At 66.8% G+C, this 25612-nt stretch carries 26 protein-coding genes and 1 tRNA gene; 19 read left to right on the top strand and 8 right to left on the bottom strand.

What is annotated here, in order from left to right; translation table 11 throughout:
- Positions 1–33 precede the first annotated feature (33 nt).
- Positions 34–1161, bottom strand: a complete 1128-nt coding sequence (locus ACFVVC_RS16545) for an aromatic acid exporter family protein (RefSeq protein ID WP_387455569.1) — start codon at positions 1159–1161, stop codon at positions 34–36.
- 251 nt (positions 1162–1412) lie between these two features.
- Here ACFVVC_RS16545 and pstS point away from each other — a divergent pair, with 251 nt between their 5' ends.
- The 5 genes from pstS (at position 1413) to ACFVVC_RS16520 (ending at position 6077) form a co-directional block, all read left to right on the top strand.
- Positions 1413–2534, top strand: a complete 1122-nt coding sequence (gene pstS / locus ACFVVC_RS16540; RefSeq protein WP_387455567.1) for a phosphate ABC transporter substrate-binding protein PstS — start codon at positions 1413–1415, stop codon at positions 2532–2534.
- Positions 2535–2638: 104 nt separating this feature from the next.
- Complete coding sequence (gene pstC, locus ACFVVC_RS16535) at positions 2639–3571, top strand: phosphate ABC transporter permease subunit PstC (RefSeq protein ID WP_387455564.1); 933 nt, start codon at positions 2639–2641, stop codon at positions 3569–3571.
- The gene (gene pstA / locus ACFVVC_RS16530; protein ID WP_387455561.1) at positions 3572–4684 is read left to right on the top strand and encodes a phosphate ABC transporter permease PstA; all 1113 of its coding nucleotides are present in this window, start codon (positions 3572–3574) and stop codon (positions 4682–4684) included.
- 78 nt (positions 4685–4762) lie between these two features.
- Positions 4763–5542 carry a phosphate ABC transporter ATP-binding protein PstB gene (pstB, locus tag ACFVVC_RS16525; RefSeq protein WP_018763202.1) on the top strand — a complete coding sequence of 260 codons (780 nt, stop codon included), beginning with the start codon at positions 4763–4765 and terminating at the stop codon, positions 5540–5542.
- A gap of 97 nt (positions 5543–5639) precedes the next feature.
- Complete coding sequence (locus ACFVVC_RS16520; protein ID WP_387455557.1) at positions 5640–6077, top strand: hypothetical protein; 438 nt, start codon at positions 5640–5642, stop codon at positions 6075–6077.
- On the opposite strand, the gene ACFVVC_RS16515 is transcribed toward ACFVVC_RS16520, so the two are convergent.
- The 3 genes from ACFVVC_RS16515 to ACFVVC_RS16505 all read right to left on the bottom strand — a co-directional run bounded on the left by ACFVVC_RS16515 (position 6060) and on the right by ACFVVC_RS16505 (position 8652).
- Complete coding sequence (locus ACFVVC_RS16515) at positions 6060–7070, bottom strand: anion permease (protein ID WP_387455554.1); 1011 nt, start codon at positions 7068–7070, stop codon at positions 6060–6062. The two genes, ACFVVC_RS16520 and ACFVVC_RS16515, sit on opposite strands and share 18 nt — an antisense overlap.
- A 1-nt stretch (position 7071) precedes the next feature.
- The gene (locus tag ACFVVC_RS16510; RefSeq protein WP_387455884.1) at positions 7072–7689 is read right to left on the bottom strand and encodes a DUF47 domain-containing protein; all 618 of its coding nucleotides are present in this window, start codon (positions 7687–7689) and stop codon (positions 7072–7074) included.
- 303 nt (positions 7690–7992) lie between these two features.
- Positions 7993–8652, bottom strand: a complete 660-nt coding sequence (locus tag ACFVVC_RS16505) for a hypothetical protein (protein WP_018763206.1) — start codon at positions 8650–8652, stop codon at positions 7993–7995.
- A 210-nt stretch (positions 8653–8862) separates the two neighbouring features.
- Between ACFVVC_RS16505 and ACFVVC_RS16500 the strand changes: the two genes are divergently transcribed.
- Together ACFVVC_RS16500 and ACFVVC_RS16495 are read left to right on the top strand one after the other, a co-directional pair.
- Positions 8863–8935: transfer RNA gene (locus ACFVVC_RS16500), tRNA-Lys, on the top strand.
- 170 nt (positions 8936–9105) lie between these two features.
- Complete coding sequence (locus tag ACFVVC_RS16495; RefSeq protein WP_387455551.1) at positions 9106–10119, top strand: LacI family DNA-binding transcriptional regulator; 1014 nt, start codon at positions 9106–9108, stop codon at positions 10117–10119.
- A gap of 55 nt (positions 10120–10174) precedes the next feature.
- Here the strand turns inward: ACFVVC_RS16495 and ACFVVC_RS16490 are convergent, their stop codons facing one another.
- Positions 10175–11122, bottom strand: a complete 948-nt coding sequence (locus ACFVVC_RS16490) for an ANTAR domain-containing protein (protein ID WP_387455548.1) — start codon at positions 11120–11122, stop codon at positions 10175–10177.
- Positions 11123–11431: 309 nt separating this feature from the next.
- On the opposite strand from ACFVVC_RS16490, the gene ACFVVC_RS16485 reads away from it, so the two are divergent.
- The 11 genes from ACFVVC_RS16485 to ACFVVC_RS16435 all read left to right on the top strand — a co-directional run bounded on the left by ACFVVC_RS16485 (position 11432) and on the right by ACFVVC_RS16435 (position 21075).
- Positions 11432–12958 (top strand): alpha-N-arabinofuranosidase, encoded by a 1527-nt coding sequence (locus ACFVVC_RS16485; RefSeq protein WP_387455545.1) that lies wholly within the window; start codon positions 11432–11434, stop codon positions 12956–12958.
- A 59-nt stretch (positions 12959–13017) separates the two neighbouring features.
- Positions 13018–13605, top strand: a complete 588-nt coding sequence (locus ACFVVC_RS16480) for an HhH-GPD-type base excision DNA repair protein (protein WP_387455543.1) — start codon at positions 13018–13020, stop codon at positions 13603–13605.
- Positions 13605–14609 carry a LacI family DNA-binding transcriptional regulator gene (locus ACFVVC_RS16475; protein WP_387455541.1) on the top strand — a complete coding sequence of 335 codons (1005 nt, stop codon included), beginning with the start codon at positions 13605–13607 and terminating at the stop codon, positions 14607–14609. The genes ACFVVC_RS16480 and ACFVVC_RS16475 overlap by 1 nt, the downstream gene beginning before the upstream one ends.
- A gap of 87 nt (positions 14610–14696) precedes the next feature.
- Positions 14697–14999 (top strand): urease subunit gamma, encoded by a 303-nt coding sequence (locus tag ACFVVC_RS16470; protein ID WP_285245108.1) that lies wholly within the window; start codon positions 14697–14699, stop codon positions 14997–14999.
- A gap of 11 nt (positions 15000–15010) precedes the next feature.
- Positions 15011–15349, top strand: coding sequence for an urease subunit beta (locus ACFVVC_RS16465; RefSeq protein WP_387455537.1), 339 nt, complete (start codon positions 15011–15013; stop codon positions 15347–15349).
- Positions 15346–17088, top strand: coding sequence for an urease subunit alpha (ureC, locus tag ACFVVC_RS16460; protein ID WP_387455534.1), 1743 nt, complete (start codon positions 15346–15348; stop codon positions 17086–17088). Before ACFVVC_RS16465 ends, ureC begins: the two co-directional genes overlap by 4 nt.
- 17 nt (positions 17089–17105) lie before the next feature.
- On the top strand, positions 17106–17585 hold the full coding sequence (gene ureE / locus ACFVVC_RS16455; protein ID WP_387455531.1) for an urease accessory protein UreE: 480 nt from the start codon (positions 17106–17108) through the stop codon (positions 17583–17585).
- Between the two features lie 147 nt (positions 17586–17732).
- On the top strand, positions 17733–18401 hold the full coding sequence (locus ACFVVC_RS16450) for an urease accessory protein UreF (protein ID WP_387455528.1): 669 nt from the start codon (positions 17733–17735) through the stop codon (positions 18399–18401).
- 42 nt (positions 18402–18443) lie between these two features.
- Positions 18444–19061 carry an urease accessory protein UreG gene (gene ureG / locus ACFVVC_RS16445; RefSeq protein ID WP_387455526.1) on the top strand — a complete coding sequence of 206 codons (618 nt, stop codon included), beginning with the start codon at positions 18444–18446 and terminating at the stop codon, positions 19059–19061.
- A gap of 146 nt (positions 19062–19207) precedes the next feature.
- Positions 19208–20038, top strand: a complete 831-nt coding sequence (locus ACFVVC_RS16440) for an urease accessory protein UreD (RefSeq protein WP_387455523.1) — start codon at positions 19208–19210, stop codon at positions 20036–20038.
- Positions 20038–21075, top strand: coding sequence for a HoxN/HupN/NixA family nickel/cobalt transporter (locus ACFVVC_RS16435; protein ID WP_387455520.1), 1038 nt, complete (start codon positions 20038–20040; stop codon positions 21073–21075). The genes ACFVVC_RS16440 and ACFVVC_RS16435 overlap by 1 nt, the downstream gene beginning before the upstream one ends.
- Before the next feature lie 66 nt (positions 21076–21141).
- On the opposite strand, the gene ACFVVC_RS16430 is transcribed toward ACFVVC_RS16435, so the two are convergent.
- Positions 21142–22989, bottom strand: coding sequence for an adenylyl cyclase (locus tag ACFVVC_RS16430; protein WP_387455881.1), 1848 nt, complete (start codon positions 22987–22989; stop codon positions 21142–21144).
- A gap of 260 nt (positions 22990–23249) precedes the next feature.
- Here ACFVVC_RS16430 and ACFVVC_RS16425 point away from each other — a divergent pair, with 260 nt between their 5' ends.
- Positions 23250–24302 (top strand): LacI family DNA-binding transcriptional regulator, encoded by a 1053-nt coding sequence (locus tag ACFVVC_RS16425; protein ID WP_387455518.1) that lies wholly within the window; start codon positions 23250–23252, stop codon positions 24300–24302.
- 34 nt (positions 24303–24336) lie between these two features.
- On the opposite strand, the gene ACFVVC_RS16420 is transcribed toward ACFVVC_RS16425, so the two are convergent.
- Both ACFVVC_RS16420 and ACFVVC_RS16415 read right to left on the bottom strand, forming a co-directional pair.
- A complete protein-coding gene (locus tag ACFVVC_RS16420) occupies positions 24337–24786 on the bottom strand; it encodes a transferase (protein WP_387455515.1) in 450 nt (149 codons plus the stop codon).
- A 113-nt stretch (positions 24787–24899) separates the two neighbouring features.
- Entirely contained in the window at positions 24900–25559 is a 660-nt protein-coding gene (locus ACFVVC_RS16415; protein ID WP_387455879.1) for a GntR family transcriptional regulator, read from the bottom strand.
- Positions 25560–25612: the final 53 nt, after the last annotated feature.

The raw sequence follows: 25612 nt of genomic DNA, 5'->3' as shown, positions 1-25612 counted from the left end.
CCACGCCGGATTCGTCCCCGGCCGCAGGGTTTCCTACAGGGCGGGCAGGACGTCCCGTGCCTCGGCCGCGTCCATGCCGGTTGCTTCCAGCAGGTCCACCATGAGGGGGCGGAACAGCATGACCACCGTTTCGCCCTCCAGCCGCTGCACCTCCAACAGCTTCGGGTGCAGCCGAAGCGCTATTTCGCTGAGGTCGCGCCGGGCCGTGCGCAGGTGGGCGCGCCGGACGCCGTCGTGCGTTTCCGCCAGGCCCAGCGAGAGCTCATCAATGGCGGCAGCGGTCTCCTGGAGCACCCCGGCGATGCTGTCCGTTGCCTCGTCCGAAAGGGCAGTGTGGTTGATGGCGCTGGTCAGTCGCCGCGCGAAGACCCGGCTGTTCCGCAGCGCGAGGTCGATGAAGTCCAGCGACTGCTTCAGCCGGTCCAGCTCGTCCCGGTGCCGCCGGTAGGCAGGCGCCAGCGTGGCCACCTCACCGGACGCCCGCAGGGACTGGCGCATGGCATCCACCAGGGGCTGGCAGTTCCTGCCGCGGATCAGCGCGTGCCAGGCCTGGGTGGAATCGCTGTTCACCAGCGCACCGGCGCATTCCCGCAGGACCTCGGCCAGTTCGTGCAGCAGTTTTTGGACGTCGCGCCGCGGCTCGCGGCGGGGGTCCTTCGGCGCCAGGATGGTCACCAGCAGCGCGCACAGGCCACCCACCACGGCGTCGATGCTTCGGGTGAACGGGCCGCCGGAGGGCGCCGGCAGCAGCACCACCAGCAGCGATTGCAGCGCCAATTGGGTGGTGAAGATATTTCCGCTGTCCAGGAACCGGGCCAGCAGGATGGAGAAGAGGAGCACGACGGCGGCCACCCAGATGTCGCCGCCCAGCCAGTGCAGGAGCAGGTCGCCCACCGCGATGCCGATGGTGCAGCCAAGCCCCACCTCCATCACCCTGCGAAGCCTCGGTTCACGCGAGAATCCGAGGGCGATCAGCGACGACGTGGCGGCGAACAGGGGGCCGGAATGGCCCAGGACGTACTCCGCGAAAGAGTAGGCGCCCACGGCGCAGACGGTCATCTGGATGGCGGGCACGAAGGAGTTGCGGCTGCGGATCAGCCCGGTCCGGATGCGGGTGCGCAGGAACCGCCGGCTTGCTGAGAGTCCTGCTGGGATGGCCATGCGGTCAAGTCTATTCAGTGCCCGTCCGCTGCCGGGTAAAGGCCCACTACGGCTGGACGTGTGATCTGCGCAATGGTGACCCGGCATTTGTCAGCCAATATCCTGCCGTCGTTAATCATCCGTTCACTTTGGACAGCCCATCCCGTTACCTGCGGCCCATAACTTTCTTGAAGGTACACAACGTACGCATCGCGCAGCAGGGTTCTCCGTCCCTGTCCCGCACCTGAATAACCCTGGAAGGGGTACATCTAGTGAAGGCACTTCGCTTCGGCCGCCACGCGGCTATCGCTGTTATCGCTGCGGGCGCACTCGCGCTGTCCGCCTGCGGTTCGGACAACGCCACGGGCACCGCGCCTGCAGGCAACCAGGCTTCCTCCGGCACCAAGGTCACCGGCACGCTGACCGGCATCGGCTCCTCCGCGCAGGGTGCGGCCATGGACGCGTGGAAGACGAACTTCGCCTCCGCCAACTCCGGCGCCAGCGTGCAGTACTCCCCGGACGGCTCCGGCGCCGGCCGCAAGGCCATCCTCGACGGCTCGGCGCAGTTCGCCGGCTCGGATGCCTACCTGAGCGATGCCGAGTACGCTTCCTCGAAGGACAAGTGCGGCACCGACGGCGCCATCAACGTCCCGGTCTACATCTCCCCGATCGCCGTGGCCTTCAACGTTCCCGGTGTCACCGACCTGAAGCTGGACGCAACCACCGTTGCCAAGATCTTCCGCGGCCAGATCGCCAAGTGGAACGACCCCGCGATCGCTGCCTTGAACGCAGGCGTGTCGCTGCCGGACCTCAAGGTCACCCCGGTGAACCGCTCCGATGACTCCGGCACCACCCAGAACTTCACGGACTACCTGTCCGCCGCGGCCTCCGATGTCTGGACCGACAAGTCGGCCGGTGTCTGGCCCGCCAGCCTCCAGGGCGAGAACGCCAAGGGAACCTCCGGCGTCGTCAAGACCGTGACGGACACCCCCGGTGCCGTGACCTACGCTGACGACTCCGCCGTGAGCGGCAAGCTGGGCGTTGCACAGATCAAGGTGGGCGATTCCTTCACCAAGATCTCCGCCGATGCCGCCGCCAAGGCAGTGGACGCCGGCAAGTCCGTTGAGGGCCGCGCCGCCAACGACCTCTCCATCAAGCTGGACCGCAAGACCACCATTGCCGGTGCCTACCCGATCGTCCTGGTGTCCTTCCACGTCCTGTGCACCACGTACGACAAGCAGGAGACCGTTGACCTGGTCAAGGCATTCGAGCACTACGTAGTTTCCGCTGACGGCCAGAAGGCTGCTGCGGACTCGGCCAAGTCGGCACCGCTGTCCTCCGACCTCGCAGCCAAGGCCGTCAAGGCCATCGACTCGATCAAGGTCAAGTCCTAACTATCGCCGCAAAAACCGGGTTCCCCGCCTGCCGGAAGGCAGTGCGGGGAACTTGGCTTTGCACCCTGCTTCCTTAATCCAGCAACGAATCGAAGGGCCGTCGAATGACCGCCACCTCCCTGACCAGTAAACAGGGCGCCGGACGCACCGGGGACAAAGTCTTCTCCGGAGCCGCACTGGCCGCCGGCTGCCTGATCCTTGCCGTCCTCTTCGGCGTCGCACTCTTCCTGGTGGTCCAGGCAGTTCCCGCGCTGACCGCACCCGCCGACAAGATCCAGGGCGGACAGGGCTTCTTCGCCTACATCTGGCCGATTGTGATCGGGACCCTCATCGCAGCCGTCATCGCGCTGGTGATCGCCACGCCGGTCGCCATCGGTGTGGCGCTGTTCATCTCGCACTTCGCGCCCCGCAGCCTCGCCTCCGGGCTCGGTTACGTCGTGGACCTGCTCGCGGCGATCCCTTCCGTGGTCTACGGCGCCTGGGGCGCGGCGTTCCTGGCCAAGCAAATCTCCCCCGCCTACGGGTGGCTCGCGGAGAACATGGGCTGGCTCCCCATCTTCCAGGGCCCCGCCTCCACTACCGGCAAAACCATCCTCACCGCTGGCATCGTCCTGGCGGTCATGGTCCTGCCGATCATCACCTCGCTGTCCCGCGAGATCTTCCTGCAGACCCCCAAGCTGCATGAGGAGGCGGCACTGGCGCTCGGTGCCACCCGCTGGGAAATGATCAAGATGGCTGTGCTGCCCTTCGGCCGCCCGGGCATCATCAGCGCGGTCATGCTGGGGTTGGGCCGCGCGCTGGGCGAAACCATGGCTGTCGCCCTGGTCCTGTCCTCCGGCGCCCTGACCGCGAGCCTGATCCAGTCCGGCAACCAGACCATCGCGGCCGAGATCGCCCTGAACTTCCCGGAAGCAGGCGGCATCAAGGTCAGCACCCTGATCGCCGCCGGCCTGGTCCTGTTCGTCATCACCCTGGCCGTGAACATGATCGCCCGCTGGGTCATCACCCGGCACAAAGAATTCTCGGGAGCCAACTAAATGACCTCCACGCTTACCCCTGTCCGCAGCAAACGGTCGGCGCTCACCAAGGGCCAGCTGCCCAAGTACGCCCCTTACGCCGTCCTTGCTGCGGCGTTGATCGTCGGCGCAGCCATCCTTGCCCTGGTCGGCTTCAACGCGTTCGGCTGGGGGGTTGTCTCGGCCTTGCTCTTCGCCCTCGGCCTGGTGTCCTGGAGCGCCGTGGTGGAAGGTTCCCGCAGGGCCAAGGACAAGCTGGCCACCTGCCTGGTGGTTGGCTCGTTTCTGGTAGCCCTCCTGCCGCTCGTTTCGGTGATCTGGACGGTGCTGGTGAACGGCATTCCGGGACTCATGGACCCCGGATTCCTCACCACCTCCATGAACGGCGTCACGGGCGCGTTCGACAACAAGGCCGTGGAGGGCGGCGGCCCGGTCATGGGCGGCATCTACCACGCCATCCTGGGCACCGTGCAGATCACCCTGCTGGCCACCGTGATCTCCGTACCCGTGGGGCTGCTCACGGCCATCTACCTGGTGGAGTATGGCCACGACGGCCGCGTGGCCAAGGCCATCACGTTCTTCGTGGACGTCATGACCGGCATCCCCTCCATCGTGGCCGGCCTCTTCGCCGCCGCATTCTTCTTCGTGGTGGTGGGCCCGGGCACCAAGACAGGCGCGGTGGCCGCCGTCGCCCTTTCCGTCCTGATGATCCCCGTGGTGGTCCGCTCCAGCGAGGAAATGCTCAAGATTGTCCCCAACGAGCTGCGCGAGGCCGCCTACGCCCTGGGCGTGCGCAAGTGGCGGACCATCCTCAAGGTGGTCATCCCGACGGCGATCTCCGGCATCGCCTCCGGCGTCACCCTGGCGATCGCGCGTGTCATCGGCGAGACGGCGCCCATCCTGGTCACCGCTGGCTTTGCCACGAGCATCAACTCCAACGTCTTCGGCGGATGGATGGCATCACTGCCGACGTTCATTTACACCCAGATCCTGAACCCCACCTCACCGTCCAACCCCGACCCGTCCTCGCAGCGGGCGTGGGGTGCGGCGCTGGTGCTGATCATCCTGGTCATGGTCCTGAACCTGGTGGCCCGCCTGATTGCCAGGATCTTCGCTCCCAAAACCGGCCGGTAACCAGGCCGCCGGCCCGGCCTTCCGCCCCGCCGCGGCGGATCCTAGACTCAACCCATACCCAGTAAGTGAAGGAACACCATGTCTAAGCGCATCGACGTCAAGGACCTGAACGTGTACTACGGCGACTTCCTCGCCGTGGAGGACGTCAGCATCAACATCGAGGCCAAGTCCGTCACCGCGTTCATCGGCCCGTCCGGCTGTGGCAAGTCCACGTTCCTGCGGACCTTGAACCGCATGCACGAGGTCATCCCCGGTGCCCGAGTGGAAGGCGAGGTGCTGCTGGACGGCGACAACCTCTACGGCCCCGGCGTGGACCCCGTGACGGTCCGTTCCCAGATCGGAATGGTTTTCCAGCGCCCCAACCCGTTTCCCACAATGTCCATCCGGGACAACGTCCTGGCCGGCGTCAAGCTGAACAACAAGAAGATCTCCAAAGGCGAGGCCGATGTCCTGGTGGAGCGCTCGCTCAAGGGCGCCAACCTGTGGAACGAGGTCAAGGACCGGCTGGAGAAGCCCGGCTCCGGCCTCTCCGGCGGCCAGCAGCAGCGGCTCTGCATTGCCCGCGCCATCGCCGTGGAGCCGCAGGTGATCCTGATGGACGAGCCCTGCTCCGCCCTGGACCCGATCTCCACCCTGGCCATTGAAGACCTCATCAATGAGCTGAAGGACCAGTACACCGTAGTGATCGTGACCCACAACATGCAGCAGGCTGCCCGCGTCTCGGACAAGACGGCCTTCTTCAACATTGCGGGCACGGGCAAGCCGGGCAAGCTGATCGAGTACGGTGACACGCACACGATCTTCAGCAACCCGGTGCAGAAAGCCACCGAGGACTACGTCTCCGGACGATTCGGATAAACGGCTGATCCGGCCCTGTTGGCGAACCCCGACAGCATTTAGTACGCTGAACTAGATACTTTTTAGACTAGTAGTAAGCCAGCTTAGGAGTTTTGCCATGACGCAGACGGCCAGCAATCCCGGCCCCCAGCTTACGGTTTCCGTGCCGGCTGCGGGCACACTGGCGCAGCCCGCCGCGCACGTGCAGGACTTTGACGCGGCCGCCGGGCTCGCGGCCACCCTTGGCGGTGGGCCGCTGGTCCCGCAAATTGACCCGGAGGCCCTGGTGGCTGCGGGAGACCCGGAGGACGTGCTCGCGGAGGTGTGGCGGACCAGTTCCTACCTTGAAAGCAAGCAGTGGGAGCTGGACAGTGCTTTGGACGCGCTGAGCCAGGCGGTCCAGAAGGCGTCCTCTGCGGGCGTCAGCCGGGATGAGCTCTGCACGGCCGCGAACCTGTCTGCCGATGAGCTGGCCGCGATCCTGCCGGCCCCGGACGCAACTCCAGCTGTCATCCAGGACCACGCCTTCGGTCCCTGGCTATCCCGCCAGCGGTGACAGCGCCAGCGCCAGTACGAAGGCCAGGGCGCAGGTGGCCACCGGCGTCAGGACCCAAAGCCAGAGGATCCTGATGACCAGCTTCCGGTTGGTCACTGAGAAATGCTGGTTTTCGCCCGCACCCAGGGTGCCGGCCGTGACGGTGTGGGTGGTGGACAACGGCCAGTGCAGCCCGATGGCACCCACAAACAGCATCAGGGCGCTGAAGGTCTGGGCCACGGAGCCGCGGAGGGGATCGATCCGGGTGATCTTGTAACCGATGGTGTACGAGATCCGCCACCCCCCGAACAGTGTGCCGGCGGTCATCATGACCGCGGACAACAACGCCACCCAGGTGGGGATCCCGCCGTCGGCATACCCTGCCGCGAGCAGCGCCAGCAACAGCACGGCACTGACCCGCTGCCCGTCCTGCAGGCCGTGGCCGAAAGCCACCGCGCCGGCAGCGATGGCCTGGCCCCTGCGGAACCGCTGGTTCACCACATTGGGTTGGGTGTAGCGCGCACCCCAGGTGGCCGGATAGACCAGCAGGAAGGATCCGCTGTAGGCCACGAGCGGGGAAAGTACCAGCGGCAGGACCACCTGGAACAGCAGGGACTGGTCCACGCCCGCCACCCCCGGGCCTCCGACCGCAAGGCTGGCCAGCCCGGCCCCGGCGAGTCCCCCCACCAAGGCATGGGTGGAGGAGGCGGGGATGCCGCGGCGCCACATCAGCAGGCCCCAGGCGCAGGCGCTGGCCAGGCCGGCCACCAGGATGGCGAGGCCGCCCGGCCCGGCCGGAAGGTTGATCCAGGTCCGGCTGGCGGCGACGGCGAGCATCGCGCTCAGCAGGGCGCCCACGAAGTTGAAGAACGCGGCCAGCAGCACTGCCACGCTGGGCGTGAGGGCGCGGTTCCGCACCGCAAGGGCCACCGAGGTGGATGCGTCACGGAAGCCGTTCAGAAAGGCAAACGCTGCGGCCAGCAGGACCACCGCAGCGAAGATGGCTGCCGCCACGTCAGGATTCCTTGACGATGATGCTGCCTACCTGGGTAGCCACCCGCCGCATGTCCTTGGTGACCTCCACCAGTTGGTTGGCGATGTCCCGGTTGCGTGAGTACTGCGCCCACTTCATGTCGGCGATCATGTCGGCAACCCACACCCGGTGGGTGCGCTCGGCGCGTTTGGCAAGGCGCAGGATCTCGATCCAGTAATCCTCGAGGTCATCCAGGTCGTTGAGCCGGCGCATGGCATCAACTGTCAGCTCCGCCTGCCGGCTGATGATCTCCAGCTGGTCGGCCGCCCGCTTGGGCAGGCGGTCCAGCTTGTACAGGGCCACCAGTTCCGCCGCCGCGTCCATCTTCTCCATGGCCTCGTTGAGGTAGCGGGACAGGGCGTACATGTCTTCGCGGGGGAGGGGGTTCACGAAGCTGGTGCGCATGTGGGTCAGGAGTGCGAAATGCAGTTCGGCGGACTTGGCATCGAGGTTGTGCATGTCCTCGACGAGCTTGCCGTGTTCGTTTGCGGGTACGCCAAGGATTTCGGCCAGGGTTGCACTGGCCAGCACGATCTGTTGTGCCATCTGCGAAAGGAGGTTCAGCCCTGCGGGCTCCTGGGGAAAAAGGCGCAGCTTCACGTGTTTACCGGTCTCCGGGGACTGTTCAAGGCGGGCGTTGCTGCCGTGTGACTTGACGCCGACGAGCAACTGTCGCCTACTCTACCGGCCCGTAAGAGTGTGGCTTGAACTGGCCGCCGGGAAGAGGGCAGAAAAATGGTGCCGAACCGGATACGCCTCTCGGCGGTAGGCCGCTCTAGGCGGCTAATTGTTGAAGCCCGGGGGTTTCGCGGCTCGGCACCGGTTTCAGTCTTCTACTTCGCCCCGCTCAAGTCAATCTTGACAGCGGGCGCCCGGCTGGTCAGCAAAACGGCGCGGCAGCGGTCAATCGAGTTCGCCCAGGCGCCACGCGTTGGCGGCGTGTTCCAGGTCTTCGGCGGTCTTGACCAGCTGGTGGGAATTGCGGGTCAGCTTGCTGGCGTGGGCTTCGTTGGCGTGCTCGGCGCCGTCCGCGAGCGTCGCCTGGCCGAGCGCCACCACCCGGCAGAAGGCGGCCGAACGTTCCAGCGCGACGTCGAAATCGCCGTCGAACGCGCCCGAGAGGATGGCGTCTGCCATGGTTCGCATTTCATCCGCGCCCGGCGGCTCGGCGGCCCCGGCCACCACGTTGGACACCTGGGCGGTGTCCCGGCCGGCGCGGAAGTAGACCGAGATCCGCTCGGGGTCACGGACCGTGGCGGCGCGGAGGGCGTAGAGCCGCCAGAGCGCACCGGGCAGGGAACGGGCCGGGCTTTCAGCCCACATCTCGGCGATGGCATCCAGGCCCTGCTCGTCGGCGAGCTTCACCAGGCGTTCGGTGATGACGGGATCGTCGCTGTCCCGGCCATGGCGGACCAGCGCCTGCGCGGCAAGGTGGGCGGCCTCCGAGACGCGGGCGGGATCGGCGCCGCCGGCGAACGGCTCGAAATCCATCGGGGCGAACGGCTTCGGCTTGTGGTGCCGGTTGCTGCCGCCGTAGGGGCTGGTTCCTGCTTGCTCGCTCATGCCCCCACGCTACTCCTGTGCCACGGTGTAAATCGAGCATGGGCGGCGCCTGCCAGGGGTGCCTGGACCGGGCCTTGGGTGGGCCGGGAAAGCGGCCGACGGCGGCGGCCGGGCCGTGTGCGAAGACGCCGGAACCATGGGTTAGAGTATTAACGTCCAGAAATGGATTGGGCCGGACGGAACGACACAGCGTGTCTGACCGGCCGGCAGGGGCCTTTAGCTCAGTTGGTAGAGCATCGGACTTTTAATCCGTGGGTCGTGGGTTCGAGCCCCACAGGGCCCACCCATACTTCACCCGGCGCGCTTTGCGCCGGTATTCCGACGGACCACTTCGGCGTCCGGACCGCGGAGTCATCGTGACGGACTGCAAGTGCGTCACGATTGTATCGGCGGCACCATTTTGCCAACCGGGCGGGGAGCTGCCGCCAATCGGGCAGCAGGCACAATAGGCACATGGCAAAAACCAGCAAGGGCCGGATGCCGCGCCTGGAAGACGTGGCTGAGCGGGCCGGCGTCTCCCACCAGACAGTGTCCAGGGTGGTCAACAACCATCCCAATGTCAGCAAGGCGACCCGTGAAAAGGTGGAGGCGGCCATCGCCGAACTGGGGTACCGGCGCAACACCGCGGCGCGCAGCCTGGTCACCCGGCGCTCGCAGACCATTGGCGTCCTGGCAAGCGAGCTCTCCCAGTATGGTCCCGCCAACACGCTCCTTGGCGTGGAACAGGCCGCCCGCGAAGCCGGCTACTTCGTCAGCATCGCGGCCTTGCGTGAGGTGGGCCCGGATTCCATTGCCAACGCGGTGAGCCATTTCATGGACCAGGCAGTAGACGGCATTGCTGTGCTGGTGCCACACTCGGACACCCTCGCCGTGCTGGAGCAGATGGACCTTCCGGTTCCCGTGGTGGCAGTCGGATCCGCCGGAAGCGACTCCGTCAGCGGAGCCATGGTGGACCAGCGCGCCGGGGCCACCCTCGCCGTCGAACACCTCATCAAGGAAGGCCACCTGAAGATCGGACATGTCGCGGGTCCGCCCGACTGGACGGACGCCGTTCAGCGCGCCGAGGGGTGGCGGGCTTCGCTTCGGGCGGCCGGACTGGACGAGTCCCTGCTGGTGGAAGGGGACTGGAGCGCGGGAAGCGGCTATGCAATCGGCCGCCGGCTGGCGAAGGGATTGACAGCCACGGCCATCTTCGTGGGCAACGACCAGATGGCCCTGGGCCTCCTGCGCGCCTTCACGGAAGCGGGGATCAAAGTGCCCGACGACGTCTCCTTGGTGGGCTTTGACGACCAGCCGGAAGCGGGCTACTTCACCCCGCCGCTGACCACCGTCCGGCAGGACTTCGAGGAGCTCGGGCGGCGCTGCATGGACATCATGCTCAAAGAGATCGAGTCGGGCGCGGCCGTGAGCTCCACCGTGGTCCCGCCCGGACTGGTGCTCCGTGCCAGCACCGCAGCGCCGGCGTAGCAACCGCCCCTGACGTGGGCCTTCCAGGGCTCGGCGCACAGCTCCCCGGGAACGGTCAGTGGCCGAAGTGGGGCGGCGGGGCTCCTTCCGGAAGCCGTTCCAGGATGCCTTCTGCCACCTTGCGGACCTTGACGTTCCGGTGGCTCGACGCCTTGGCGAGGATGGCGAACGCGTCCTCGTAGGAACACCTGTTCTGGGCCATGATCACGCCGCACGCAACATTGATGGACGTCCTGCTGTCCAAGGCCGACTGGAGGTCGGCTGCGAGGGCGCGGGCGGTATGGAGGTCGATGGCCATGCGGAGGCTCCTGCCCGCCAGGGCAGCGAAGCCGCGGGCCTCGGCGATGACCTGGAGCGGGAAGGCTTTCGCGTCCAGCGCGAAGAAAACGAGGGCCGCTGCCATCCGGCCGGGGTCGCCGTCGCCAGGAGAAGTTTCCGTCGCCGGAAGCCCGGGGTCCAGCTGGAGCCGTACCGCCAGCGCGCTGCCGAATCCGGCGGACTGCAACTGGCCGGAGTACCGGCGCCAGCGGAAGTCCCCGTTCCGTTGAAGCACCGCTACCGGATGGCCGCCGGCGAGGACATCGGTCACCGGCCCCTCCGACGCCTCGCGTTCCCACCGGAGCAGGCGGAGCACTTCATCGGTGGTGCCCGACAGTGCCGGACTCCGCCTGGGCTGGTGCAGCACCAGGCCGCAGCCGACCTCAATCCCCGCGGTCTTCGCGACGTGCCCGGCGGACGCAGCCGCCAACAGGTCCAGGGAGTCGGCGAGGGTTTGGGTGCCGTTGACGACGTCCAGTAAGAAGGCCGGATTGCGGCGGCCTTCGGGTCGCGGGTTGGCAGGCGCAGCAATGGCAGTGCTGCCCCTGCGGGAGGCCGCTGGCGATGGAGGGCCGGCGACGGCTGGGGGAGAGCCCTTGGTCTCAAAGGGCTCCTCGTCGCCGGCCCCGCTTAGTACCCGGGCCCTGTGGGCCGGGAAACCAGTGCCTGCGTGTGGTGCATTCATTACCAGTCCCACACCCCCCTAACGAGCCAGGTACCGGGAGACGGAACCGGTATTGCCTCTGGGAAAAACCTAGTGGCCAGGCAGCCTCCGGTGAATGCGTAGTTGATACCTGTCTTTGGGATTGGGTAGTACTTGGAATGCTGCTGCCGCGGCCCCTTCCGGGCATTGCCGCAGGTGGGGGACTGCCCCACCAGGCCTTCCCGGGGATCCGGGTAAAACACAGCGGAGGCGGCCATCCCTTGACTGGCCCGGCAGAACCGCAAACAATACTTCTATAACGTTGTAAAAATCTGAGACAAGGATGTTTTCGTGACCCCAGCAGAATCCGCCCCGGCGACGATCACCATCGATCCCGCCTTCACCGTGGGCCCCGTCCGGCGGCGCACCTTCGGCGCCTTCGTTGAGCACCTCGGGCGCTGTGTGTACACCGGGATCTTCGAGCCGGACCACCCCGACGCCGACGAGGACGGCTTCCGCAAGGACGTGCTTGAGCTGACCCGCGAACTGGGGGTTTCCACGGTGCGGTATCCCGGTGGCAACTTCGTCTCCGGATACCGCTGGGAGGACGGCGTGGGACCGGTGGACCAGCGGCCCGTCCGGCTGGACCTGGCCTGGCACTCCACCGACCCCAACTCCGTGGGCGTGGACGAGTTCGCCAAATGGTCCGCCAAGGCCGGAGTGGAACCCATGATGGCCGTCAACCTGGGCACCCGCGGCGTCCAGGAAGCCCTTGACCTGCTGGAGTACTGCAACATCGACGGCGGCACCGCGCTCTCCGAGCAGCGCCGGGCCAACGGTGCCGCCAACGGCTACGGCATCAGGATGTGGTGCCTGGGCAACGAAATGGACGGGCCCTGGCAGATCGGGCACAAGAACGCCCAGGAGTACGGCAGGCTGGCCGCGGACACCGCCCGCGGAATGCGCATGATCGATCCAGGCCTGGAACTCGTGGCCTGCGGCAGCTCCGGCCCCACCATGCCCACGTTCGGCGAGTGGGAGCGCGTTGTCCTGACCGAAACCTACGACGTGGTGGACCTGGTCTCCGCGCACCAGTACTTCGAAGACTCCGGCGACCTCCAGGAACACCTCGCCGCCGGGCACAAGATGGACGCCTTCATCCGAGACATCGCCAGCCACATCGACCACGTAAAGTCCGTCAGGAAATCCACCAAACAGGTCAACATTTCCTTCGATGAGTGGAACGTCTGGCACATGAGCCGCGGCGAATCCAAAGTCCCCAGCGGCAATGACTGGCCGGTGGCCCCGGTCCTGCTGGAGGACACCTACACGGTGGCCGACGCCGTGGTGGTGGGGGACCTCCTGGTCACGCTGCTCCGGAACACGGACCGCGTCCACTCGGCAAGCCTGGCGCAACTGGTGAACGTCATCGCCCCCATCATGACCGAACCCGGCGGCCGCGCCTGGAAGCAGACCACCTTCCACCCGTTCGCCCTGACCTCCCGGCATGCGTCCGGCACCGTCCTTCAGCTCGCCGTCGAATCCCCCCTGCTCAGCGGCGGTACGACGGCCGACTTCGCAGCCCTGTCCGCCGTCGCCACCTATGACGCCGCCAAGGGCGAGGCGGTGGTGTTCGCCGTCAACCGCTCGGCCGCCGCGGCACTCAGCCTTGACGCCGCCGTCGCCGGCCTGGGCAACGTCAGGGTCATCGAGGCGCTGACCTACTCCAACAAGGACCCCTACTGGCAGGCCACGGCCGAAGATTCCAGCTCCGTCCTGCCGACAGAGAACGTCACGGCCAAAGCCGACGGCGGACACCTTACGGCCGAGCTCCCGGCCGTGTCCTGGTCCATGATCCGGCTCGCCGTGGAGGGCTGACCGGGCCGCGCGCCAAGGCGGAGGCGTCCTTGTGACGACGACGGCCCGCAGGTGGGAGGATGGACGGCATGGAACTGCACATCACGGGCGATCCCGCCGCGGACAAGTTGTTGAGTGAGGACGCCTTCGCGCTGCTGACCGGCATGCTGCTGGACCAGCAGGTCACCATGGAATCGGCCTTCGCCGGACCGGAAAAGATCAGGACCCGGGTGGGCGCCCTGACGCCCGAGGCCATCGCCGGGCACGATCCCGCGGAGTTCGTGGAAATCTTCAAGGAACGGCCCGCCGTCCACCGCTTCCCCGGATCCATGGCCGGCAGGGTGCAGGCGCTCGCCGAAGCTGTCCGGGACGACTGGGACGGCGACGCCGCAGCCATCTGGACCAAGGGCTCACCCGACGGTGCAGAGGTGCTGAAACGGCTCAAGGCACTGCCCGGCTTCGGCGAGCAAAAAGCAAAGATCTTCCTGGCCCTGTTGGGCAAGCAGCGGGGCCTTGACGCGCCCGGGTGGCGGGAAGCGGCCGGCCACTACGGGGACGAGGGCTCCTACCTGTCCGTGGCGGACATCGTGGACCCGGAATCCCTGGCCAAGGTGCGGGCCAGCAAGCAGGCGGCCAAAGCGGCGGCGAAGGCAGGAAAAGAACGTTAATGGCAGTCACCATGAACGACGTCGCCCGTGCGGCCGGCGTTTCGCTCAAAACGGTCTCGAACGTCCTGAACGACTACGAGTTCATCCGCCCGGCCACCAAGCAGCGTGTGCAGGACGCCATTGCCGAGCTCGGATATGAGGCCAACCTCACCGCCCGCAGCCTGCGCTCGGGCAAGACGTCCATGCTGGGCCTGGTGTTCTCCGACCTCTCAGCCCCCTATTACGCGGAGCTGGCGTCCAGGCTGATGAAGGCCGCATCACGCCACGGCTACCGGGTGCTGGTGGAACAGTCCGGCGCTGACGCGTCCGTTGAACTCAGTGCCCTGCACGGGACGTTCCGGCAGCTCACCGACGGGCTGCTCTTTACGCCGCTGGTGCTGGACGCTGGCGCCATCGCCGCCCGCGCCGGCACCAAACCCTTGGTGATGCTCGGCGAGCACATCATGGACCCCCGCTTCGACCTGGTCACCATGAAGAACGAGGAAGCCGCTGCTGCACTGACCACGCACCTGCTGCAGGCCGGCCGCCGTCGTATTGCAGTGATCGGCGCCCACCCCGGGGAGTCCACCGGGACCGCGGGACTGCGCATGAACGGGTACCGGAAGGCGCTGGAACAGGCGGGCGTCCCGTTCGACGCCGACCTTGTGGCCCCCGCTGAATGGCGCCGCGACACAGGTGCCGCCGCCGTGGCCGGCCTGATGGCATCGGGCGTTCAGTTCGACGCCGTCTTCGGCCTGAACGACGTCCTGGCCCTGGGCGCCATGCACGAACTGTTGATCAGGGGCGTCAACGTGCCGGCGGACGTGGCGGTCGCAGGCTTCGACGACATTGACGAGGCCCGCTTCGCGTCCCCGTCCCTGACCACCATCTCCCCGGGCATGGACGAGATCGCGGAGCGTTCGATCAGCCTGCTGCTGGACCGCATCGGCGGGCGCGAAACGTCGGGGCAGGGCGTGCACGTGGAATCGGGATTCGAACTGAAGATCCGGGAATCCGCGCCTTAGGTTCCGTCCGGATGATGGACCTTAAACCTGGCGGAAACCTGACCGGCTTAGGCTGGCAGCACGCCCCAGGCCGTCGAAGGGAACCCCATGCATCTGATGCCGCGTGAGCAGGAAAAGCTCCTGATCGTGGTGGCCGCCGACCTCGCCCGCCGCCGCCAGGGGCGCGGACTCAAGCTCAACTACCCCGAAGCCGTGGCCATCATCAGCTACGAACTGATCGAAGGTGCCCGGGACGGCAGGACCGTGGCCGACCTCATGAGCTACGGCACCACGCTGCTGGGCCGTGACGACGTCATGGAAGGGGTGCCGGAGATGATCCATGACGTGCAGATCGAGGCCACCTTCCCTGACGGCACCAAGCTGGTCACCGTCCACAACCCGATCCGCTAAGGAGCGCCGCAATGATTCCAGGCGAGTACATCCTCCGGCCTGAACCCGTGACGGCGAACCCCGGCCGCGAGGCCATCGACGTTGCGGTGACCAACACCGGCGACCGGCCCGTCCAGGTGGGGTCCCACTTCCACTTCGCCGAGGCCAACGCCGCCCTGTCCTTTGACCGGGAGGCGGCCTACGGCCGGCGCCTGGACATTCCGGCCGGAACGGCCGCCCGGTTCGAGCCCGGCGACTCCCGCAGCGTGCGGCTGATCGAACTGGCCGGCGCACGCGAGGTGTACGGGCTCAGCAACGCCGTCAACGGAAAGCTCGCCGGCGGCACCCGCCTTGAAGGGGGCGCCAAGTGAGCTTCGAGATTCCACGCCGGCAATACGCGGACCTCTACGGCCCCACCGCAGGGGACAGGATCCGCCTGGCGGACACCGACCTGTTCCTCGAGATCGAAAAAGACCACACCGAGTACGGGGAAGAAGTGGTGTTCGGTGGGGGCAAGGTGATCCGCGACGGCATGGGCCAGAACGGCCAGGCCACCCGGGACCAGGACATCCCCGACACCGTTATCACCAACGCCGTCATCCTTGACTACACCGGCATCTACAAAGCCGACATCGCGCTCAAGGACGGCCACATCTTCCGCATCGGCAAGGCGGGCAACCCGCAGATCACCGACGGCGTGGACATCGTGATCGGCGCCAGCACCGAGATCATCGCCGGCGAACGGAAGATCCTCACCGCCGGCGGCATCGACACCCACATCCACTTCATCTCCCCGGACCAGGTGCCCACCGCCCTGGCCAGCGGCGTGACCACCATGATCGGCGGCGGCACCGGCCCGGCCGAAGGCACCAAGGCCACCACCGTGACCCCCGGAAAGTGGCACATCCAGCGGACGCTGCAGGCAGCCGAAGGGTTGCCCATGAACATCGGCCTGTTCGGCAAAGGCCACGCGTCCGCCGTCGAACCCCTCGCCGAGCAGATCCGCGCCGGCGCCATCGGCCTGAAAGTCCACGAGGACTGGGGAGCCACCACCTCCTCGATCGACACCTCCCTTACGGTCGCCGACGAATACGACGTCCAGGTGGCCATCCACACCGACACCCTGAACGAGTGCGGCTTCGTGGAGGACACCATCCGTGCCATCAACGGCCGGGTGATCCACACCTTCCACACCGAAGGCGCCGGCGGCGGACACGCACCGGACATCATCAAGATCGCCGGCATGCCCAACGTCCTGCCCGCCTCCACCAACCCCACCCTGCCCTACACCCGCAACACCATCGAAGAACACCTGGACATGCTCATGGTGTGCCACCACCTCAACCCGGACATCCCCGAGGACGTGGCCTTCGCGGACTCCCGCATCCGCGCCGAGACCATCGCCGCCGAGGACGTCCTGCAGGACCTGGGCATTTTCTCCATCACCTCCTCCGATTCCCAGGCCATGGGCCGGGTGGGCGAGGTCATCACCCGCACCTGGCAGGTGGCGGACAAGATGAAGAAGCAGCGCGGAGCCCTGGACGAGGGCGACGGCGGGACCGGCCCGGGCAGCCACGGCTCGCCAGGCAGCGACAACTTCCGGCTCAAGCGCTACGTGGCCAAGTACACCATCAACCCGGCCATCGCGCAGGGCATCGCGGACTCGGTGGGCTCCGTGGAGGTGGGCAAGTTCGCCGACCTGGTGCTCTGGGACCCGGCCTTCTTCGGGGTCAAACCTGAACTGGTGCTCAAGGGCGGCCAGATTGCCTACGCCCTGATGGGGGACGCCAACGGGTCCATTCCCACGCCACAGCCACGCACCATGCGGCCCATGTTCGCCACATTCGGCAAGGCCATGCAACAGTCCTCCATCACCTTCCTGTCCCAGGCCGCCATCGACGCCGGCGTGCCCGGGGAACTGGGACTGGAAAAAGTCATCCGGCCCGTCTCCGGCATCCGCAACCTCACCAAAGCCGACCTCAAATACAACGACGCAACCCCGGACATCCAGGTGGACCCGGAAACCTACCAGGTGACGGTCGACGGCGAGGACGTCACCTGCGAACCGTCCAACGTCCTGCCCATGGCGCAGCGCTACTTCCTGTTCTAGAGCCCCGGAGAAACCCCATGATCATCGACAAAGTCCTCGGCAACCTGCACGAACTGCCGGACCCCGGAGCGTACGACGGACTGCACCAGGAAAAGGTGGTCCTGCCCAGCGCCCAACTGGTCAAACGCATCCAGCGCGCCACCACGGACCACGGCAAGGAGATCGGCATCCGCCTGCCCGCCGGGTCCGGTGACCTGCGCGATGGCGACATCCTCCACGTGGAAGATTCCAACATGATCGTGGTCTCGGTCCTGCCCACCGACGTCCTGGTCATCGCACCCCGCACCATCCACGAAATGGGCGTCACCGCACACTCCCTCGGCAACCGGCACCTCCAGGCACAGTTCTTCGACGCGGCCTCCGAATACGGGGCCGACGTCATGGTGTGCGCCTACGACCACACCGTCGAGGACTACCTCCGCCACAACTCCGTGCCCTACACCCGCCAGGAACGCGTCATGCCTGTGCCTTTCCGCCATGCTGAACACTCGCACTAGGTCCTGCGTCGCGCTGCGCGCTCCAATGCCGCTGGGGGCTTGGGACGCCGCGAGGGATATGGGGCCGTGCCCGCTCCGCGGTGCCCGCCACGCCGCGGCCCCATATCCCTCGCGCCGCTTGCTTGTCTCACCTTTGGCGGCGGTTTAGTGAGCGGGTATCAGCTTGCTCTTCAGCAATTGGTGGACTCTGCGCTTCCTACGGGAGCTTTTGCCCACTCGCTTGGGTTCGAGACCTATGTCGACGCCGGGGTGGTCGCTGATGAGGCTTCTTTTGGGGTGTGGCTCGGTGCTTTTGTGTCGCAGCAGCTGACTTACTCGGATGGGCTTGCTGTTCGGTTCCTTTATGAGGGGGCTGATGTGGGGGAGGTGGATACTCTTCTTTCCGCTTCCCTCCTGCCGCGGCAGGTCCGGGAGGCGAGCTGCAAAATGGGGCTTCGGTTACTGGAAATCGGTGCTGAAGTGTTTCCCTCACCTGCGCTCGACCTGTACCGGGGCCTGGTGGCCAGCGGCCGGGCCGCCGGGCACCAGCCGCTGGCGTTCGCCGTCGTCGCCCGTTCCCTGAACGTTCCCCTACCCGAGGCGCTCGCCGCCTACCTCTTTGCCACTGTGACATCCCTGACGCAGAACGCGGTGCGCGCCATTCCGCTGGGCCAGAACGCCGGGCAGCGGGTGCTGCGGGCAGCGCACGACGACGTCGCTGCCGCCATCGACACGATCGCGCACCTCACACCGGACGACTTCGGGGCCGTCAGCCCCGGGCTGGAAATTTCGCAAATGCGGCACGAACGCCAACGTGCCCGGATGTTCATGAGCTGACCGTGCTTGAAAATACTGTGCTTTTGAGTCAAAGGAGGACACATGTCTGAACCCATCAAGATCGGCATCGGCGGACCCGTCGGAGCAGGCAAGACGCAGCTCGTGGAGCGGCTCACCCGGCACATGAGCGGGGAGATCTCCATGGCCGCCATCACCAACGACATCTACACCATCGAAGACGCCAAAATCCTCGCCGCCAACGGCATCCTCCCCGTGGACCGGATCATCGGCGTCGAAACCGGCGGCTGCCCGCACACCGCCATCCGCGAAGACACCTCCATGAACACCGCGGCCATCGAGGAACTCAAAACCCGCCACCCTGACCTGCAGGTCATCTTCGTCGAATCCGGCGGCGACAACCTTTCCGCCACCTTCAGCCCCGAACTCGTGGACTTCTCCATTTACATCATCGACGTGGCCCAGGGCGAAAAGATCCCCCGCAAAGCCGGCCAGGGCATGATCAAGTCCGACCTCTTCATCATCAACAAAACCGACCTCGCACCCCACGTCGGGGCTGATCTGGCCATCATGGAGCGGGACTCCAAGGAATTCCGAGGCAACAAACCGTTCTGCTTCACCAACCTTAAAACCGACGAGGGCCTGGACAAGGTCATCGACTGGATCCGGCACGACGTCCTGATGCTCGATTTGGCGCAGTAGGCATGGCTACACCGGACCTCCACGAAGGTGACCTATGTGCTGAGGCGGCGAGGCCGGATTTTGGGGCCGCGGCGTGGCGGGCACCGCGAAGCGGGCACGGCCCCAAATCCGGTGAAGCCGCCGGACCCAGCCACGGACAGTCACCGATGGGACGGCTTGAGTTGGGCGTCAGTTTGCGGCACGGCAGGTCGGTTGCCTCGCACCAGTTTCATCAAGGGGCGCTTCGGGTACTCCGTCCTCACTACCTCGATGACTCCGGGCAGGTTTGTTATGTCGTCGTCAATCCTGGTGGGGCCTTTCTGGGGGCTGACCTGTTCTTGGTGGATGTCGAGGTGGGTGACTCTGCTTCCCTGCTCCTCACTACGCAGTCTGCGACCAAGGTTTACCGGACGCCTGGCTCGTTTGCCGAGCAGCGGATGGCCATGCGGTTGGGGGAGGGGGCGCGGCTGGAATTCATGCCGGACCAGCTCATCGCCTACCGGGAGGCCAGCTACCGGCAACAGACCTCCGTGACCCTGCGTCCGTCGTCGAGCCTTGTCATGGCTGAGGTGGTGACTCCCGGCTGGTCGCCGGACGGTTCGGCTTTCCAATACCGGGAAGTGCGGCTGCGCAACGAAATCCGCGTCGAAACCGACGGCGGAACCCACTTGCTGGCCTTGGACAACCTGCTGATCCGGCCGCCACTGTACGACGTCACGGGGCTCGGATTCATGGAAGGCCACAGCCACCTCGGGTCCCTGGTGGTGGTGGATGCGAGGGTGGACCAGGCGCTCGCCGACGAACTGCATGGGCTCACCGCCGGCCGCGACGCGCTGACCGGCATCTCACTGACGCGCCCAGTTGCGGGGACTGCCGGGCTGGTTCTGCGGAGCCTCTCCAACAGCACCGACGAACTGAACCGGCTGCTCCGGTCCTGCACCGACTTCCTGCGCAGTCGCTGGTTCGGCCAAGGCCCGCTGGACCTGAGGAAGCACTGATGACCAGCATCGCCGCGCTCTACCGGGACCGGGACTTCCTGCCGCTCCGGACCCGCGCGCTGTTCACTTTCGGCGCGGTGGCCGCCCTGCACGCCGCCGCCGTCGTCCTCCTGCTCGCCGGCACGGCCGACGGCGGCGGCCAACCGCTGACCTGGGGCCTGTTCCTCACCGCCTACCTGGCCGGTGTGAAGCACAGCTACGACTGGGACCACCTGGCCGCCATCGACAACTCCACCCGCAAATTCGTGGCGCAGCGTCAAGACCCCGTCAGCGTTGGCTTCGCCTTCAGCCTGGGGCACAGCTCCGTGGTGACCCTCGCCGGGGTGCTGGTCATCGCTGGGGCATCCCTGGTGGGCGGACTGATGCAGGACGGTTCGGCCGGCAACCTGGTCCTGGGCCTGATCGGCAGCGGCGTGTCCGGCCTGTTCCTGCTGGCCATGGGACTGTTCAACGGCTCCGCTTTCGTCCGCTCCGCCGGCGCCTACCGCCGCGCCCGCAACGGCGCCGCCGTCGAGCCCCGGGACCTGGAACCGCAGGGCGCGGTGGCGCGGCTGCTGGCGCGGCCGCTGTCCAGGGTGCGTCGGCCGCGGAACATCTACGTGATCGGGTTCCTGTTCGGCCTGGGCTTTGACACTGCCACCACTATCGGGCTGCTGATGATGACGACGGCGGCCTCGCTGGCCGGGGTGCCGCCGTTCGCCTTGCTTGCGCTGCCGGTCGCCTTCGCCGCCGCGATGACCCTCTGCGACTCGGTGAACGGTATGGCCATGCTGCGGATGTACCGCTCCGCGCTGGACGCCCCCCGGCGGAAGCTCGGTTTCAACGCCTTGGTTACGGGCATCTCGGCGGTGTCCGCCCTGTTCATTGCCGTGATCACGCTGGGCGGCTTCCTGCATGCCGCGTTGTCCCTTGACGACCCCGTGACGGAGTGGCTCGGATCGGTCGACCTGGGCGACGCCGGCCTGCTGCTGGTGGCCTTGCTGCTGGCCGTCTGGGCCGGCGCGGCGCTGAAGGGCAAGGCGTTCCGAACCCAGTGACGGGGCGCGGTACCGCCGGCACCGCGCCCCGCCAGGTCCGGACCTTACCGGACGGAATCAGCTTGGTCAGCCGAAATCGGCCACGTAGCTGGGAACACCCACGGCGTTGGTTGAGACCGGCGCTCCCGTGTCGTTGACCACGTGATCCAGCGTGCCTGCGCCGAGGTTCACCGTCAAAAGGCTGTGCAGCTTCACGCCGGGCGTTGCCGGCACCTCAAAGCCACGGGTGGCGTGGATGGTGGGATCCACGTTGGTGTACACATAGCTGCCGCCGCCCCAGAGCTCGTGGGTCCTGACGGTGTCTGCCACCTTGTAGCCTGCCCAGCCCAGGACCCCTTCGTGCTGCCACGCGGCCTGGTTGGGGGCGTCGTAGGGCAGCTCGTTCTGGAAGAAGACCGTCCTGCCGCCTTCTCCATTCCAGATGACGTTGTACTGCTGGTAGTGCTCCACGAACAGGCCCGTGGCGGTGACGTTGTTGCCGTTGACGATCACGCCGTTCGCGCCGGTGTTGGTGGTCCAGCCGACGCCGTTCCCGTGGTCGGCTCGCCAGGCCCAGATGTGGTCCAAAAGGACGTTGTCGCTGTTGACTTCCAGGCTGACCGAGGCTTTGCCGCCATGCGGCCCGCCGACCCGGAAGAACACATCATGGAGCGTGGTGGGGTTTGCCGGGTCAGTGTGCACGGATGAGTTGGACGGCCCGCTCCCATTGCCCTTGCCGATGCGCATCAGGGCAGGCGAATTCACCTCGCCGGCGTCCACCGTGACGGCGGCGATGTCCACGCCGGGCACATCTGCCACCGTCAGGGGAACTGAGCCGTTGACGGCCGAAAGCGTTGCCATCCCGAGTCCCAGGACCACGGTTCCGGCCCGCTTGACCTCGATGCTCCGGTCAACGTCGTACACCCCGGGGGTCAGGAGCAGGTTTTTTCCGCGGGCCAGTTGGGCGTTGATGGCCTGCGCTGAATCGGCGGGCGTCGCGACGTAGAAGTCTGCCAGGGGGATGCTGCGGCCGGCTGTCGGGCCGTTCTCCCAGGTGGTCCCGGCCGAATCGCGCCGGACGTCGGGTACGAAGACGCTGTACTGGCTGGCCGGATCCACGGTCAGGTATGGCTTCTCGCGGCTGACCGTGGTGCTGTCCAGGGTGGTGTAGGGCGGGTTCGGAAAGGAATCGGCCGGTGCGCCGTTGACGCCTGAGAACACTTGGTTCCAGACTCCGTTGGACCAGCTCCCGATGCTGCTGTTGCGGACCAGGTACTGCTGCTGGGAGCCGTTGATGACGGTGCCCGTCTTTGAATCAGCGATGAAACCACCGCTGGCGTACTGCGGACCGGCCGTGCAGTAGTCCATCAGGGAGAGGTTGCCGCCGGTGACGTTGACCCGGCGCATGGGGGAGGCCTGGGAGGCAGCCCAGAAGTTGGCGGAACTCCGGCAGCCCTCGAGGCCCGTGACATTGATGGTGAGGTTGGACAAGGAGCGCCAGAAGTTGTCGAGCGCGATGCAGTTGTCAGCGGCCAGGCACCGGTTGTAGACGTCGACGTGCCCGTTGATGGTGACGTCGGTGGGGGCAGCGCCCAGGCCCGCAACCTCGGTGGAGTACCCCACCTGGATGATCAGCGGCTCTTGGGGCGTGCCATAGGTGCCGGGCTTGAACAGCAGGGAGTAGCGCTTGGTCCCCATTTCGTCGTCCACTTGTTGCGCCGCAATGGAATCCACCGTGGCCTTGATCCGGGCCACCGGCATGCTGGGATCGAACACGTAGGTGTTTGGTCCGAAGGGATTTCCTGCGGCCGGGGCCGGGGCCGGGGCCGGAGCCGGGGCTGCGGGCGGTGGCGACGCCGGGGCCTGGCCTGCCGGGCCCACGGCCGGTGCTGCGGCCTGCGCGGGAACTGCCCCGCCGGCGGCGAAGATCCCCATGAGCAAGGCGGTGACGGCGGCAATCGTTCCGGCCCGATGCAGGCGCTGTGACGGTATGGGGTGGGGTGTATCAGGGCGTGGGGCTAGCGGCATTGCTGGTCCTGTCAGTGATGGGGCTGGACGGCCATGGCGGCTGCCGGTGGCAGCCGGGGCCGGGTGGTGGGAGCGCTCCCGTCGGGGAAGCGTAGCATTGCCTTTTTGCCCCGGCAAGGCTTTGCGGGAGCGCTCCCACAAACCCTGGGTGTCGTATTGTCGGTGTAATGAACGCAAACTCCAGCCGCCCGGGCACGCCACGGGCGGGGCGGCCCAGTCCCACGCTGGAGGACCTGGCGTCGGCCGCCGGGGTGTCCCGTTCCACCGCATCGCGCGCCATCAATGGCGGGTCCAAGGTGAGTGCGCAGGCCCAGGCCGCGGTCGAAGCCGCGATCGTGGCGTTGGGCTACACGCCGAACCGTGCTGCACGAAGCCTGGTCACCCGGCGCGCGGGTTCGGTGGCGCTGGTCATCCCTGAACCTGACGCCCGGGTCATGATGGACCCCTACTTCGCCGCCGTGATCACCGGAGTCAACGAAGCACTCCGCGACACCGACCTGCAGCTGGTGCTGCTGATGTCCCGGGCCGGGGACGACTCCGCCCGGACCCTCCGCTACCTGCGCGGCGGGCATGTGGACGGTGCCATCGTGGTGTCCCATCACCGAACGGACGATTGGGTGGAAACCTTGGGTGCCACGGGGCTGCCCACCGTCTTTATCGGCAGGCCCTGGGACACGGGATCGGGAATTCCCTACGTGGACCTGGACAACTTCGAGGGCGGCCGGCTGGCGGCGCGGCACCTGGCGGCCATGGGCCGCACCACGCTCGCAAGTGTTGCCGGCCCCACCGACATGACGGCCGCCGTCGACCGCCTTGAAGGCTGGCTCCAAGGACTCAGGGAAGCGGGCCTGCAGCCCGGGCCCGTCATCCACGGGGACTTTACGACGACGGGAGGCGCCGCCGCGGCGGAGCGCCTGCTGGCCCAGGCGCCCGGGGTGGACGGGGTTTTCGCCGCCTCAGACCTCATGGCGCTCGGCGTCGTGGATACCCTTCGGGGCATGGGTCGGCGCGTACCGGAGGATGTGGCGGTGGTTGGCTTCGACAACCACGCCATCCAGGCATCAAACGGCCTGGGACTCACCACGGTGGCGCACCCCATGGTGGACATGGCGGCTGCGGCAGGACAACTCCTGGTCAGCGCGATCGGAGCCCCCGGGGAGCATGTGGACCCGGTGATCTATCCGGCGGAACTGGTGGTGCGCGCAAGTACGGTTCCATGACCGCTCCGGCCCGCGTCCCTGTAGAGGCCGGGGCCTATGCCGCGATTTTTCCCTTGGCATTGCGGTGCGGCCGGTGCGCGGTGGCGGCCAGGCGCGAGTGCGCCCCGGCCAGGACCTCGCTGCCGTCCGGCACGGTGCTGTCCGTGACCAGGTGGGCGCCGTGCTCCACCAGGACGCCGGAGCCGATCCTGGAATGGCTGCCAATATGGACCCGGTTGCCAATGACCGTGCCGCGGCCGATGCGCACACCGTCGCCGATCACCGTCCGGTCACCGATCCGTGCGTCACGGTCAATCCAGCTGCCGTGCCCGATCCTGCAGCCTGAACCCACCTGCGCGCCGTGTTCCACGTAGCTCATGGGGCCGATCCGGGCGCTGTCAGCCACCTTCGCTCCTGGAGCGATGAGTCCGCCGCCGTTGTCATGGCGGGCATACCGGGTGACTTTTCCGGCGTCGTCCTCAACTGACACAAACTTTGCGGTCATACCGTCCCTCGTTAACGCTGCGGCACTCTACCGCACAGTAGGTTAACGGCCGGGAGCTTTTGAGGATTCCCAAACAGGCCCAGGCGGGGCGGTTTTGGTGCCGCCGCCGGGCATCAGGCCACCAGGTTGGCGGCAGCCGTGTCCATGTGTTCCAGGATGGTCTTCCGGGCCAGCGCGGCATCGCCGGTATCGATGGCGGCCACAATGTCCTTGTGCCGGTCCACGCTCATGTTGCTGACGCCCTTTTCCAGGCCGGCGAACATGATGGACATCCGGATGGAGCCCTCCAGTGACTCCCAGGAGTGGAGGAGCGTTTCGTTGCCCGTGAGCCGGCACAGGGTGCGGTGGAATTCGAGGTCGGATTCGATCCGCTCCTCCAGGCTGCCGCTGGCTGCGGCATCCATCGCGTCGATGGCCTTGTGGAGGGACTCGGTGACCTGCTGCCGGTCGGGCAGCTCGCACAGGGTCCGGGCGGCGAGCGACTCAAGCGCGGCGCGGACGGCGTAGATGTCCCGGATTTCCTTCTCGTCCAGGTGCCGGACCGAGAGCCGGCCGCGGGGGCCTGCGGAAAGCAAGCCCTCCTGTTCCAGCTGGCGGAGCGCCTCCCGCAGCGTGCCGCGGCTGATCTGCAGCATCTCGGACAATTCGGTTTCCACCAAGTGCCGGCCCGGTTCCAGTTCGCCGCTGGTGATGGCCGTCCTCAGTGCCGAGAGCGCCTGCTCGCGCAGGCTTTTCTTTTCCAGTCCCAGCAGCGGGGCGGTCAGTCCGGCCATGGCTTCTGTCCTCAATGTCATAAGTCGACTGTTTACAGTCGGTAGTGGTTTCG

This window comes from Pseudarthrobacter sp. NPDC058196 (genome assembly GCF_042882685.1).
Classification (GTDB): domain Bacteria; phylum Actinomycetota; class Actinomycetes; order Actinomycetales; family Micrococcaceae; genus Arthrobacter.
The sequence above is the reverse complement of the archived record's forward strand: the minus strand, read 5'-3'. Positions and strand labels throughout refer to the sequence as shown.

Bases quoted from the DNA above. Each gene is read 5' to 3' on its own strand.
- ureG (WP_387455526.1), top strand. From the start codon at position 18,444: ATGTCTGAACCCATCAAGATCGGCATCGGCGGACCCGTCGGAGCAGGC.
- pstC (WP_387455564.1), top strand. From the start codon at position 2,639: ATGACCGCCACCTCCCTGACCAGTAAACAGGGCGCCGGACGCACCGGG.
- ACFVVC_RS16480 (WP_387455543.1), top strand. From the start codon at position 13,018: ATGGACGGCATGGAACTGCACATCACGGGCGATCCCGCCGCGGACAAG.
- ACFVVC_RS16465 (WP_387455537.1), top strand. From the start codon at position 15,011: ATGATTCCAGGCGAGTACATCCTCCGGCCTGAACCCGTGACGGCGAAC.
- ACFVVC_RS16470 (WP_285245108.1), top strand. From the start codon at position 14,697: ATGCATCTGATGCCGCGTGAGCAGGAAAAGCTCCTGATCGTGGTGGCC.
- ureE (WP_387455531.1), top strand. From the start codon at position 17,106: ATGATCATCGACAAAGTCCTCGGCAACCTGCACGAACTGCCGGACCCC.
- ACFVVC_RS16505 (WP_018763206.1), bottom strand. From the start codon at position 8,652: ATGAGCGAGCAAGCAGGAACCAGCCCCTACGGCGGCAGCAACCGGCAC.
- ACFVVC_RS16545 (WP_387455569.1), bottom strand. From the start codon at position 1,161: ATGGCCATCCCAGCAGGACTCTCAGCAAGCCGGCGGTTCCTGCGCACC.
- ACFVVC_RS16415 (WP_387455879.1), bottom strand. From the start codon at position 25,559: ATGGCCGGACTGACCGCCCCGCTGCTGGGACTGGAAAAGAAAAGCCTG.
- pstB (WP_018763202.1), top strand. From the start codon at position 4,763: ATGTCTAAGCGCATCGACGTCAAGGACCTGAACGTGTACTACGGCGAC.
- ACFVVC_RS16420 (WP_387455515.1), bottom strand. From the start codon at position 24,786: ATGACCGCAAAGTTTGTGTCAGTTGAGGACGACGCCGGAAAAGTCACC.
- ACFVVC_RS16490 (WP_387455548.1), bottom strand. From the start codon at position 11,122: ATGAATGCACCACACGCAGGCACTGGTTTCCCGGCCCACAGGGCCCGG.
- ACFVVC_RS16435 (WP_387455520.1), top strand. From the start codon at position 20,038: ATGACCAGCATCGCCGCGCTCTACCGGGACCGGGACTTCCTGCCGCTC.
- ACFVVC_RS16495 (WP_387455551.1), top strand. From the start codon at position 9,106: ATGGCAAAAACCAGCAAGGGCCGGATGCCGCGCCTGGAAGACGTGGCT.
- ACFVVC_RS16440 (WP_387455523.1), top strand. From the start codon at position 19,208: ATGGGACGGCTTGAGTTGGGCGTCAGTTTGCGGCACGGCAGGTCGGTT.
- ACFVVC_RS16520 (WP_387455557.1), top strand. From the start codon at position 5,640: ATGACGCAGACGGCCAGCAATCCCGGCCCCCAGCTTACGGTTTCCGTG.
- pstA (WP_387455561.1), top strand. From the start codon at position 3,572: ATGACCTCCACGCTTACCCCTGTCCGCAGCAAACGGTCGGCGCTCACC.
- ACFVVC_RS16425 (WP_387455518.1), top strand. From the start codon at position 23,250: ATGAACGCAAACTCCAGCCGCCCGGGCACGCCACGGGCGGGGCGGCCC.
- ACFVVC_RS16475 (WP_387455541.1), top strand. From the start codon at position 13,605: ATGGCAGTCACCATGAACGACGTCGCCCGTGCGGCCGGCGTTTCGCTC.
- ACFVVC_RS16430 (WP_387455881.1), bottom strand. From the start codon at position 22,989: ATGGGGATCTTCGCCGCCGGCGGGGCAGTTCCCGCGCAGGCCGCAGCA.